The 12,354-nt window shown below is 48.6% G+C and carries 10 protein-coding genes; 3 read left to right on the top strand and 7 right to left on the bottom strand.

Translation table 11 applies throughout. The features are described 5' to 3' along the window. The first annotated feature begins 324 nt into the window (after positions 1 to 324). A complete protein-coding gene (locus tag MJO57_RS11295; RefSeq protein ID WP_256491593.1) occupies positions 325 to 1,602 on the top strand; it encodes an IS4 family transposase in 1,278 nt (425 codons plus the stop codon). 246 nt (positions 1,603 to 1,848) lie between these two features. On the opposite strand, the gene MJO57_RS11290 is transcribed toward MJO57_RS11295, so the two are convergent. From MJO57_RS11290 to MJO57_RS11265, 6 genes are all read right to left on the bottom strand, one after another. Then, positions 1,849 to 2,331 carry an IS1595 family transposase gene (locus MJO57_RS11290; RefSeq protein ID WP_252026893.1) on the bottom strand — a complete coding sequence of 161 codons (483 nt, stop codon included), beginning with the start codon at positions 2,329 to 2,331 and terminating at the stop codon, positions 1,849 to 1,851. Further along, positions 2,300 to 2,788 (bottom strand): transposase, encoded by a 489-nt coding sequence (locus MJO57_RS11285; RefSeq protein WP_252018121.1) that lies wholly within the window; start codon positions 2,786 to 2,788, stop codon positions 2,300 to 2,302. The genes MJO57_RS11290 and MJO57_RS11285 overlap by 32 nt, the downstream gene beginning before the upstream one ends. 22 nt (positions 2,789 to 2,810) lie before the next feature. Further along, positions 2,811 to 3,464, bottom strand: coding sequence for a hypothetical protein (locus MJO57_RS11280; protein ID WP_252025377.1), 654 nt, complete (start codon positions 3,462 to 3,464; stop codon positions 2,811 to 2,813). Next, positions 3,464 to 3,961 (bottom strand): hypothetical protein, encoded by a 498-nt coding sequence (locus MJO57_RS11275; protein WP_252025375.1) that lies wholly within the window; start codon positions 3,959 to 3,961, stop codon positions 3,464 to 3,466. Before MJO57_RS11275 ends, MJO57_RS11280 begins: the two co-directional genes overlap by 1 nt. A 166-nt stretch (positions 3,962 to 4,127) precedes the next feature. Further along, positions 4,128 to 5,465 carry a transposase gene (locus tag MJO57_RS11270; RefSeq protein ID WP_252017304.1) on the bottom strand — a complete coding sequence of 446 codons (1,338 nt, stop codon included), beginning with the start codon at positions 5,463 to 5,465 and terminating at the stop codon, positions 4,128 to 4,130. 55 nt (positions 5,466 to 5,520) lie between these two features. Further along, complete coding sequence (locus MJO57_RS11265; protein ID WP_252025373.1) at positions 5,521 to 7,329, bottom strand: hypothetical protein; 1,809 nt, start codon at positions 7,327 to 7,329, stop codon at positions 5,521 to 5,523. Positions 7,330 to 7,446: 117 nt separating this feature from the next. Between MJO57_RS11265 and MJO57_RS11260 the strand changes: the two genes are divergently transcribed. Then, the gene (locus MJO57_RS11260) at positions 7,447 to 8,808 is read left to right on the top strand and encodes an ISNCY family transposase (RefSeq protein ID WP_252017318.1); all 1,362 of its coding nucleotides are present in this window, start codon (positions 7,447 to 7,449) and stop codon (positions 8,806 to 8,808) included. Between the two features lie 345 nt (positions 8,809 to 9,153). Then, positions 9,154 to 10,515: an ISNCY family transposase gene (locus MJO57_RS11255; RefSeq protein ID WP_252017318.1), complete on the top strand. Its 1,362-nt coding sequence runs from the start codon at positions 9,154 to 9,156 to the stop codon at positions 10,513 to 10,515. Positions 10,516 to 10,716: 201 nt separating this feature from the next. On the opposite strand, the gene MJO57_RS11250 is transcribed toward MJO57_RS11255, so the two are convergent. Then, positions 10,717 to 11,952: a hypothetical protein gene (locus MJO57_RS11250; protein ID WP_252025371.1), complete on the bottom strand. Its 1,236-nt coding sequence runs from the start codon at positions 11,950 to 11,952 to the stop codon at positions 10,717 to 10,719. Positions 11,953 to 12,354 lie beyond the last annotated feature (402 nt).

Raw genomic sequence — 12,354 nt, 5'->3', positions numbered from 1 at the left:
ACCAGTCTCCTGACACTTGCACATAAACCGTCAATGGCCTGTCAGAAGGCTGATTACTGAATTGAGGCAAGGCAAGATAGTCATGTCCATTAACAGATACGATTTCCATAAAGTTTCTTTTATTACTGGAATTCGCTGTGCGTAGCCACGGATAAAAAGAGTAAGCGCCTCTTAATCGGTATACTTAGGGTAGACATTAAGCTCAAAAAAGGTTCGTTTCCGGCGGCAGAACCCACCTTGAACAGCCACAATAAAGCTTCGAAACCATTATCAATGGCTGAACAAGATGAGTACTGCAAATAGTAGATTAGTTGAAAAAAACTGTTGACCTGTTTCGACCGGTCAGAACTCCTAAGTATGGCGGAACAGCTTGGTTTTACTATACGACAGCGAGATATCCGTCCTTTGGATTTTATCCTCTCACTGATCGATGCCCTCGCTGGTGATGGAAACTGCGATACCCAGGCGGATCTACACCGTAAATTTAACGAGTTGACGGGGCTGAATGTCTCTTATCGTTCTTGGGCAAATCAAGCTAAAAAGGACGCGCTGCCTACTCTTATCCTGTGGCTATGGGTGCAGTGTCTGGAAATATTTTCCCGCAAAGTCATGGCGTTTGATGAAGACAGTCCATTTTCAGAGTTTGAGCACATTCTGATTCAGGACGGTTCGTCACAAGCTGTCTATGATGCCCTGAAAGAAGCATTTCCCGGCAGGTTCTCAACGGTCAGTCCTGCTGCCGTCGAGCTTCATACGACAATGGATCTTCTCACCAACAACCTGGTGCGGGTGCAGCTGACTGAAGATACCCGTTCAGAAAGAGACTGTCTGCCACCACTGCCAACATCCATGGCCTATATCCTGATGCTAATGGATGCCGGTTATTTTGAGCTGGAACTCTTTGCCGCTATTGATGACAGGGAGGGTTCTTTTATCTGCAAGGCACCTCAGAGTATCAACCCGACGATACTCAGCGCGGTACGGGAGGATGGCAAGAATCTCAATCGCTACAAAGGACAAAAACTGAAGGATGTACTGTCTGGCTTCCCCAAAGACCAGTGCCTCGACCTGGATGTAGAATGGCCGGGATTCAAAGCCTGGCCATTCCGCTTGGTTGTCCGCTGGAATGACAAAAAACAGAAGTGGGTTTTCGTTGTGACCAACCTGAACCGGGTGGAGTTCACCTTGAGTGATGTGCTCCAGGCCTATCGTCTACGGTGGCAGATAGAGCTGATTTTCAAAGAGATCAAATCCTATTCAGGGTGGCATCGTTTTAACACCAAATCAGCGACACTGGTGTTTAGCCTGATTCTGATGTCCTTTGTGGTTGTGACGTTGAAAAGGTACCTTGCCCATGCTGCACAGGCGAACCTCTGTGAAAGTGGGAGCATTGAGGAAATCTCGACGCACAAGGTGATGAAAAGTGGGACTCACCTGTTTGGTAATGTGATTTCATCGTTGATAAATGCAGGAAAGTCATTGGTCTCATGCATTAAAAAGCTACTGGACTTCTGGGGAAATAATGCGAAACGAGAACACCCTGCACGGGATGGTTGTTCAGGGCGTACAAGATTAGGCTTCTGTGCAGTGGGTGGAGCTTAATGTCTACCTTAAGAATCGGTATATATGGTTTGCCCCAAAAAGCATAAACCAAGGACTTCTTGCCTTGGCATTTGCTTCAAAGTCTGCAACATCATAAAAGATAGCGCTTCGTTCAACTGAATTCGCACTACCTCCTTCGAAAGCAGCAAGGTTAATTGTTATTCCATTTTCTGACCACGCTTCACCGGGTATCTGTGTAAACGGTCTGAACGTATAATTTTTTGGCTCTTTTCCAATTCCAGACTGCTATGTAACCAGCAAGTTGACTAAGGGCTGAAGAAGACTTTTGCCTCTTCGGCCAATATTATGCAAAAACTCAAAAAAGCCAAGGTAAAGGGGTAAAGCCTCTTGGGATATTCCCCTGTGAGGCCTTAGCCACGAGCGTAGAAGTGACCAAAACCCCTCCATAGTATTAACATGCACCTCGTAAATACCGTCTTTGTCATCATCACGAGCATACTCACCTTTGCCGTGACAGACCGTTTTATGTCTGAAGCCCCAGCTTTCAAGGTCATCATAGATGTTGTATTCATCGGTATAAATCTGGCTCTGTGGGGCTACGTGTTTCTTGATAAATGGTTCGATTGTCGCCTTCTTAACGTTCGACAGCATGTTGATAATGACCTGACCTCCCCTTTGAATCATTCCCAATACCGGCGGTTTGTCTTTTTCAAGAGTCCCACGGCCCGGAGCGCCTTTAAGCCTTCTTTTTCTCGGTGGACGATCCAGATTTTTTTAATGCTTCAGGGTGTCCCTTGTGACCAGCTACAATGTAGACCTCGTCGAATTCAACTTCGCCATCAAGAATCACTTCAGGCTTTCGGTCAACAACACCATTTCGTAAGACTGTGGTCATATGGTGTGCATCACTGACACACAGATCAAGTTCCTGAGCTATCTGGCTGTTGGAGACGTTCAGCCCCATTAAATAGAGACAGGCAATCCAGACTTTGAGTGGTCGGTGGTGTCCTGCGAAAACCGTATTTGTCAGGTCATCGAAGTAGCGCTTACAGGACTTACAGTAATAGTGCTGGCACTCTACCTGCACATTGTCGTGTCCATTCTTTTTGACATTCTCAGAATCACAGTGCGGACAGAGAACAGTGCCATCTGGCCAGCGGTTCTCACGGATCATCTCAAAGCAGGTGTCATTACTGATGAGATCTGAGATTCGGCCTATATTCATGGTCAATGCTGGCGATGGCTAATTATATCCACCAAGGATAGTTCAGCAGTTCGGAATTCGAAAAGAGCCAATTTTTTTTGTCAATTCCAAAGGTTCCCTTGTTGTCACCGGGATGAGTGACGGTATCCAAGGTTCCTTTGAGCATATAGCTGCTGAGCAATCCCCAACCTTTATGATTGCTGCCTTCATCGATCTCAAAATCACCGGCATAAATACAGTAAGGCAAATAAGAGCTTCCGTTAGAGTTATTCCTGACGTACCAGCTATAAAACAGAAAAATAATCGTTCGCTCATCACCCACAGCCATCCAATACTGCTGCCCTCCATGCGTTTGACAACCGGCGACTACCTGACTGTAACCACTGTAGGTTTCAGGATCGGTAACAACATCCGCTATCTGCATCCGAATCGTCAGCGAGTTTTCTTTACCGCTTTCAACCAGAAGAAACATATCGTCCTGATTCGCTGACTTGTTTTTATAAACGGTACGATTGCTGTCAGGAACGTCAGAGCTCATCTCTTTTGTCCAGCCACAACCCGGCTTGCTGCCGTAACCAGTCACCAGAATCGCATCCATGACCTTATCAATAGAATTCTGGTAATTCCCGCCGACATTTCGGGTCACTTCAAGCTGTGGCGCACCGGCGTCTTCCGAACTATAGAATTGAACCGTCATCAGTCTGCATCCCCCCGAATCTGTAGTGTAAAATCGTCGTTTGTTTCCGTACCCTGCCCTGACAGCACCGTCCGACAAATCCAAACAGGCGCAAGGCATCCGTCAGTGTTAAAGCGGATCGCATTACCCGTTGCCCAACCGCTGCCCCAACCATCGGCTTTCAAGGTGAAATAAGGCACTCCTGCCTCCGGGTTAATCGGTGCGGTATCCGTTGCTGTGCTGCCGGTTGCTATGATCCCGAGTTTTTCCTCAACAATCTGGAAGGCAGTACTGCTGGTAAAAATGATCGCCCATTTGCCATAGATAGCGCCCTTGTTGGTCACTTCCACCGGGTAGTTGATGGTGTTGTATTGGGCAGTTGTCTGGTCGCCTTCCCGGTAATCCGTCCAGTTTGGATCGCCGTTGTCCCATACCTTCTGGCTAAAAAAGTTTTTTACTCTCGCCTGAAGATCGCCATATACGACAGCACTGCTGACCGAGGTTTCCCCTGCAGGCAAATCCCACGGCACCGGGGAGATAATGGACAGATCACCATTGATCCTCGACTTTAGAGTCTGTATAAAACGATAATTCGGTCAGCTTTTTATAGTGAAGCAAGCCGAAATCAGTGAACTGTTTTTCCAAGTTCGTTATTACTTCCGTTTTTTGCCTAAAAGCCTTTAGTTATGCTGCTTCTGAATTATCCGGTATTAACTGGTCGATCAGATCGCGAAAATTGAACTCATATTTTTGCTTATATCTGTTCCAGCCCTTGCGAATAGAGAACCTCGGAATAATTCCTGAAAGAGCAATTTTCATCATGCCTGCAGTGGTTGTATCCGGGCTTCTCCAGGGTATCCGAGAAATATTCAGACATGCCTGATTTTTACAAACGGTTAATAACTGCAATAATGCATAGCCTGCCATTTTCAAATGCATCCATCGAAGCAGTGTTCGCAATTTCTGCTGCCATAAATGGCAACAGCCAAAAGCATGTTTGAGTTGGTGAAACATTGGCTCTACCGGCCATCTCCGGGAATAGGCACGAAGCACCTCCAGTCCCTCAAGTTCCGGATTGGTCGAGATGAATATTCTGCTTTCGGTCAGACCTTTGTCATTTTCAAAGCGACTCCAGACGACGCGTACTTCACGACCTTTAAGGAATCTGGCGCGACAGATCAGGGTACGATAACGTATTTTGCGAAATTTGCCGTACATCCATACTGTTGCTTTTTCTTCCGGCAGTTTCTTAACCTGTTCTGTCGTCATCTTGATGCCGTACTTTTTTGGGCGCCCTCGCTTCTTTACGGTGGGTGCTGGCGGCAAAGCATAGAGGGCCCGATTTGAAGGTATCTGACCAACAACTTCTATGTTCATTTCCAGAGCTGGCTTTATCAGTGTCCAGTTCATATACCAGCAATCGGTTAGCAGGCGTAGCACTCGATCCTTCACTTCATTGCGTACCACCCTGAGCATGGCCACGGCAATTTTCAGTTTGCTGGTGTTACCTGAAGCTGGTGTCGGAAATGAGATCACCGGTATGGCGGTAAATACTTCATCTGCAGCCCGCTCAAATATGATGGCCAGGGAAACCCAACACTGCCCCCAGATGTACGTCGGCCGATTGCGTTTCTTGCTGTGTTGATGATGTGTACGACAAGCAGGGGCTTTGTCGGAAAACCGTTCGATTACCCAGTCATCAAGCCCCAGGACCACAGGTTGATTCTCAGGAGCTTTGGAGCAGACCAGACGGATCAAGTGGCGTGCCAAGTTCTTCCATTGCCACTTGCCCTGAGATAGCCAGTGGTGGTAGCTGCTCCACACACAATGAAAATCAATTGTTAACAACGCCTGTGTAACAAAGCCGTCGGCTGAAAGCATGCAACCGAACAGCAGTTCGCAGAACGTTGGTACTGCAGTTGATGATAGCGCTCCAGCAAGAAAGGTTGTATATGAAGCGAGCTCCCTGAGGATTACTTGATGATCTGAAGTGAGCATGGCAACCATCTCGAATTTCGTCATTGGGGATGGTTGCTTTTAGCAGATTATGCGCCGGAACTATTGTGCTCTTAAAACTCTAAAGTCGAGCATTGATCTGCACATCGCTTAATACGCTCATGTGCTCCACCCGATCCTTGATGGTATAGGGTGCCGATAGCGGGTTACTGTTAGCATCAATCAGGCTCAACGGATCAGCAAAGGTAACGGTGCCTGCCTCTCTATCGACGGTGTATTGATCGCTGGCTAGCAGAGCCCCTGCGCTATCTTCCACCACTATTTCTGCCTGATGGTCACGAGCCAGGTTAATCACTTGTCCTGCCGTTGGCGTGCCAGCATCCGTGGTGGCCGTATGACTGATAACCACAATATCCCCGGCTCGATAGATTGGCACTTTGCCATCGGGAGGCAGACGCACCGGGTCGAGGCCGATCAATTCAGCATCCAACGGCAGACTGGTTTCCACCACGCAGTTGTAACGGACACTTTGCGGGATCACGTAAATCGGCTTCTTTTCAGGAGAGTTTCCATCGATAAATTGAATCTCGCACCAGCCAGTAGTCACGTCGATGCTCCCGACCACTTCTGCGGTATCAAACTCGCCATTAAAGTCAGCTGTCGCCGTAATAATATCCCCGTTATCCACCCGCACCGCCGTTAGCTGCAAGCTGCCCTGACGGATTGGAGCGCCGGGAGTACGGAAGGCCACCGCATCGATCTTGAAGCCAACGCCAATGGTCGCCGCTGCCTGAATGGTGGCCGTGTTGACGGTTCCGGACGGATAACTGGCCAGTGTCGCCATTCCCCCGCTGTAATCCACCCTGCCGACCTGAACACCGGCATTGGTTTCAGTACTCAGGTTTTTATAGAGGGAACCATCCCGGTCATAGTAGGTTTCACCATTCCATTCAAAGACCACGCTGCCGGGAAGCAAAACGACATTGTCCATCAAGGGCAACAGATCAATGGTTAGCTCTGGCGAGGTAATATTCTCGTTATACGGCGCATGACTGAGGTTGCTCGCCTGTGCAATGGCGGTAATAGTGCTGCCATTGAAGGTTTGGGTCTTGGTGGTATTGGTGGCCTCGACCTTTCTGATGTAACCGTTGTTATACGTTCTTGAAACCCGCCATTCTGGATAGGAGTAATCCTGCAAAGCCAGAATGGTAAAGGCGCCTGTCTGGTAATCAATGGTGCCGGTCACCCCCCGCCACCCTCCCGCTGTATCATCGCTGACCTGCTTGGCGACATTTCTGGTGGTCTCATAAGTTGTCCAGTCATCCTCCTGCCTTGCGCCATTGGGAACGTTGGACAGCTGCTCGACCAGAAATTGCAGCTGGATAGAACCTGGCAGCAAGGGAGCCCCCGGAATGGTGCCGCTCATAACGCCCTGACCATCCACAGCCACAATAACCTCGCCACCAGCACTGGTGCCTTCTTCATAGGTCAGTTGAATCTCGGTGCCGCTATCGGGCAGGTTATCCAGCTTAAAGCTCAACTCGCCGGGAGCGTAATGAATAGCGCCGCTACCATCGCCCGTCAGCAGACCATTAGCCTGATCGGTCAGGGTTTTATTCTCCCCGGAGGAAACATACGTCACTGTCATTGAGCCGGGTTTAATACCGGGCTTCTCGACGGTATGCCGGAAGGTCATATCATCCACCGGCACCGAGCCTGTGCGAATGGTTACTTCATCATCATTCTGCGCCACATAGCTAAATACAATGGCACTGTCAGGATCAGGCAGCGCATCGAGGGTAATCGCTGCCGAGCCGGTTGCAAACAGAATGGTGCCGGTTCCAGAACCAGTCATCTGCCCATTACCGGGATCACGAATATCCTGCCATTTGCCAAGGGCGATATAGCTAGTTCTCGTCCAAAAACACAACCAATTGAAAACTGTAGATTTTATCCTGAAAAATTAAGTGGAGCCCTACTGCTATCTGGCGACTAAACTTCCCAAGAGCAAGAAACATAAGGGATTGCCAAAAACAGAGGACTCCAAATGCGCAAAAAACGCAACCCGCAGTGTAGTATGGAACTCCATTACGTACCTCATGAAATCTGCTCCCAGCTTTCCGGTATCTCGCAATGGCTTGACGCCCATCCACAGTTCAATGACTGGATTTATGAGGACTTAAGTTCTGGTGATAAACAGAACACTGGGCGGAACGGACTATCAGCAGAATCCGTTCTTCGTGCGGCACTCCTGAAACAGTATTTGAATTGTGATTATGACTACTTGTCGTTTGTTTTGATGGACTCCATGCTCTTTCGAGACTTTTGTCGCCTCGAACCAAACCAGCGCCCCAGTCGCTCCAGTTTGCATGGGCTCATCAGCCTTCTTACTGCATCTACATGGGAACGGATTAATAACTGTCAGCTAATGACCGCTAAAGATCAGGGTATTGAAAAAGGGCGCACTGTGGCTATTGACAGCACAGTCACCGAATCGGATATCAAACCTCCTTGCGACAGTGATCTTTTAGCCAGTTCCGTTAAAGAAATTTGTCGGCTGCTGGAACGGGGACAAACACTGACAGCGACACCGCTTTATGAATATACCCATCACAACCGAGCCGTAAAAGATGCGGCCAGAAAATGCATCTACGCTGGCAAAGAAGAGCGGCATCAGCATTATAAAAAACTGCTGCAGTTGACCCGAAAATCCCGGAAGGTACTTATCGAAGCTACTGTCACGCTAGCAAACGCCCGTCAGCAGGGGCAGTGTCTCCTGGCTGATGATGCCGACAAGTGGCAGGCCGATGTGGATCACCTGTTACCCCTGGTGGATGCAATAGTCTCCCAGACAGAGCGCAGGGTCTTTAAGGGTGAAAAGGTGCCAGCCCAGGAAAAAGTGGTTAGCCTGTATGAACCCCATACGGATATCATCGTAAAAGACAGGCGGCAAGTACAGTATGGCCATAAACTGAACCTGGTTCAGGGAAAAAGTCGATTGATCCTGGACCTGGTTATTGAGGAAGGTAACCCAGCCGATTCGGACCAATTCATTCCGATGATGGAAAGACAAAAAGAAATTTATGGTCGTGTACCTCGCCAGACAAGCGGTGACGGCGGATACGCGTGTCGCGCTAATTTGGAAAAAGCCAAGGCCATGGGAATCAGCGATGTAGCTTTTAATAAGAAGCGCGGACTTGAAGTCGAAGAGATGACTAAAAGTCAGTATGTGTATAAAACGCTCTTTCGCTTCCGGGCAGGTATTGAAGCGGGAATTTCGTGGCTAAAGAGATGTTTTGGGCTATCACGTTGCCACTGCAAGGGTTCTGAGCGTTTTGATTCTCATTGCTGGTTATCGGTGGTCTGTTACAACCTGGTGATTCTGGCCAGACACCCGGCACCATCCTGATAGCCACCTCCACGCTACATGAAAGTACCTTTCCAGCATGGTGGGAGGATGTTTTCTGCCTGCTTTTCGCGTTTTTCTCCAATATCCGTCCCAGATTAGAGAAAAAAAGGGAAGAGTTTTTGCGGCTCTCTGGAATTTCAGGAAATATCAAAACGCACGTACAATCTAATTATGATTGCCTGATGCGTTTTTGGACGAGAACTAGCTAGTTCTCGTCCAAAAACACAACCAATTGAAAACTGTAGATTTTATCCTGAAAAATTAAGTGGAGCCCTACTGCTATCTGGCGACTAAACTTCCCAAGAGCAAGAAACATAAGGGATTGCCAAAAACAGAGGACTCCAAATGCGCAAAAAACGCAACCCGCAGTGTAGTATGGAACTCCATTACGTACCTCATGAAATCTGCTCCCAGCTTTCCGGTATCTCGCAATGGCTTGACGCCCATCCACAGTTCAATGACTGGATTTATGAGGACTTAAGTTCTGGTGATAAACAGAACACTGGGCGGAACGGACTATCAGCAGAATCCGTTCTTCGTGCGGCACTCCTGAAACAGTATTTGAATTGTGATTATGACTACTTGTCGTTTGTTTTGATGGACTCCATGCTCTTTCGAGACTTTTGTCGCCTCGAACCAAACCAGCGCCCCAGTCGCTCCAGTTTGCATGGGCTCATCAGCCTTCTTACTGCATCTACATGGGAACGGATTAATAACTGTCAGCTAATGACCGCTAAAGATCAGGGTATTGAAAAAGGGCGCACTGTGGCTATTGACAGCACAGTCACCGAATCGGATATCAAACCTCCTTGCGACAGTGATCTTTTAGCCAGTTCCGTTAAAGAAATTTGTCGGCTGCTGGAACGGGGACAAACACTGACAGCGACACCGCTTTATGAATATACCCATCACAACCGAGCCGTAAAAGATGCGGCCAGAAAATGCATCTACGCTGGCAAAGAAGAGCGGCATCAGCATTATAAAAAACTGCTGCAGTTGACCCGAAAATCCCGGAAGGTACTTATCGAAGCTACTGTCACGCTAGCAAACGCCCGTCAGCAGGGGCAGTGTCTCCTGGCTGATGATGCCGACAAGTGGCAGGCCGATGTGGATCACCTGTTACCCCTGGTGGATGCAATAGTCTCCCAGACAGAGCGCAGGGTCTTTAAGGGTGAAAAGGTGCCAGCCCAGGAAAAAGTGGTTAGCCTGTATGAACCCCATACGGATATCATCGTAAAAGACAGGCGGCAAGTACAGTATGGCCATAAACTGAACCTGGTTCAGGGAAAAAGTCGATTGATCCTGGACCTGGTTATTGAGGAAGGTAACCCAGCGGATTCGGACCAATTCATTCCGATGATGGAAAGACAAAAAGAAATTTATGGTCGTGTACCTCGCCAGACAAGCGGTGACGGCGGATACGCGTGTCGCGCTAATTTGGAAAAAGCCAAGGCCATGGGAATCAGCGATGTAGCTTTTAATAAGAAGCGCGGACTTGAAGTCGAAGAGATGACTAAAAGTCAGTATGTGTATAAAACGCTCTTTCGCTTCCGGGCAGGTATTGAAGCGGGAATTTCGTGGCTAAAGAGATGTTTTGGGCTATCACGTTGCCACTGCAAGGGTTCTGAGCGTTTTGATTCTCATTGCTGGTTATCGGTGGTCTGTTACAACCTGGTGATTCTGGCCAGACACCCGGCACCATCCTGATAGCCACCTCCACGCTACATGAAAGTACCTTTCCAGCATGGTGGGAGGATGTTTTCTGCCTGCTTTTCGCGTTTTTCTCCAATATCCGTCCCAGATTAGAGAAAAAAAGGGAAGAGTTTTTGCGGCTCTCTGGAATTTCAGGAAATATCAAAACGCACGTACAATCTAATTATGATTGCCTGATGCGTTTTTGGACGAGAACTAGCTAATCACCAGTGTTCCCGGCCTTGGTTTGGCCTCGGCCATGTTCAGAGTGTAATTAAAGCCCCGGTTCTGGCCTGTGACCGGGATAGCGCCACTGATCGCTGCCCCGGTAATCGCCACCGCTGGCTGATAGGAGGCATTAGCGGTTGCTGCGGTATAGCTACTTGCTCGCCAGACGTTAATCTCCCCGAGCTCATAATCCACGGTCAGCTTGCTGTAATTATTGGTGCCGCTTTTATGGAGCAGACTGCCTGCGCCGTTATCTTCAAAAGTGCCGCCATCAAGCGACAGGGTCAGGGTTCCGGGCAAAACACCCCGCTGAAGGTAGGTACGGCTCTGGTTGCCGGTAATATGAACAAAGCGACAGCTGATAGATCGGTTACTGGCCGAAGTCGCCACCATCGTTTTGCCGGTATAGCCACCGTATTGATCCAACAACGGGCTTTCTACCTTGGCGCTCGGCACCAACGGTGCATAAACGCTCTCGGCCTTTACCGTCAGATCGCCTGCGGTAATGTTGGCGCTCATTGGCTGAATGCCATAGTAACGGCTAGTGTCAGCTATCTGTGTTTCCTGAATACGGCTGGTCTCTTCCTCTGGCTCTCCCGGCACTGGTGGCGCTCCGACAAAGGTCGTTACTAAGGGAGCACTGATCTCCATTTCCACCTTTCGCCGGGTAAAATCTACATACTCCTGCCCGTTGTTATAAGTGAAGGTCTCAATGGAATGGCTGACCGAAGTAATACGGATAAACTGGCTGATTTTTTCATCCGGTGTAATCAGCTTATAAACCTCGCCAATTTCAGGAACCGTCCATTCCTCCCGCTGATAGCCGACAACGGCTCGCTGTCCTTCCAGCTGGTCGCCCACCAGCTCCCATGATGCCTTAATACCGGGAACCACATAGCTCTCAATCCGGTCTCTGGCATCAAGGCGCTCATCAGTTTGACTGTCGGTATTGAATAACAAGACAGAAACATTCTGATCCTTGGGAGGCTCGGTCAGGATCAAATGGCTGCCGAGGTAAATGTCATTGTTATCGGTGCTGATCCCGATAAACGCCTTCCGTAAAGCCACATCACCGATGGTTCGGTCGATCCGGGAAATGTCCTGAAAGAGATTATTGACATTGCCATCAATGACCTCGTTTCCGGTTACCCGGCCGCCACCGTCTTCCTCATCGGTAAGTCTCTGGCTTTCAAATAGCTTTACATCGTTATTGTTAATGGCCATCGGTTTTCCTTTTTTCAGGCAAAACTGTCAGATTGTCACGAGAACTGGTGTAAGATTGCTGCCAGATCATCCATGTGAGTAACGTTTAATGGCAAATATCGTATATATTGCAACCAGTCTGGATGGGTACATTGCCGACAAACAGGGAGGACTGGATTGGTTGCACAGCATTCCTAATCCAGAACAGGATGATTTTGGCTTCGCCAAATTTATGAACCGGGTTGATGCAGTGGTGATGGGACGAATCACTTTTGAAGTTGTTTGCGGTTTCGATTGCCCCTGGCCCTACTCTAAACCGGTGTATGTCCTCAGCCAGACACTCAGCTCAATTCCCGAACCGTTTCAAGACAAAGCTGAATTGGTCAGTGGTTCGCTGCAAACGATATTGGCGCAGCTTCATGA

Source organism: Endozoicomonas sp. SCSIO W0465, assembly GCF_023716865.1.
Taxonomy (GTDB): domain Bacteria; phylum Pseudomonadota; class Gammaproteobacteria; order Pseudomonadales; family Endozoicomonadaceae; genus Endozoicomonas.
The sequence above is the reverse complement of the archived record's forward strand: the minus strand, read 5'-3'. Positions and strand labels throughout refer to the sequence as shown.

Bases quoted from the DNA above. Each gene is read 5' to 3' on its own strand.
- MJO57_RS11285 (WP_252018121.1), bottom strand. From the start codon at position 2,788: ATGAATATAGGCCGAATCTCAGATCTCATCAGTAATGACACCTGCTTT.
- MJO57_RS11280 (WP_252025377.1), bottom strand. From the start codon at position 3,464: ATGACGGTTCAATTCTATAGTTCGGAAGACGCCGGTGCGCCACAGCTT.
- MJO57_RS11270 (WP_252017304.1), bottom strand. From the start codon at position 5,465: ATGACGAAATTCGAGATGGTTGCCATGCTCACTTCAGATCATCAAGTA.
- MJO57_RS11260 (WP_252017318.1), top strand. From the start codon at position 7,447: ATGCGCAAAAAACGCAACCCGCAGTGTAGTATGGAACTCCATTACGTA.
- MJO57_RS11255 (WP_252017318.1), top strand. From the start codon at position 9,154: ATGCGCAAAAAACGCAACCCGCAGTGTAGTATGGAACTCCATTACGTA.
- MJO57_RS11250 (WP_252025371.1), bottom strand. From the start codon at position 11,952: ATGGCCATTAACAATAACGATGTAAAGCTATTTGAAAGCCAGAGACTT.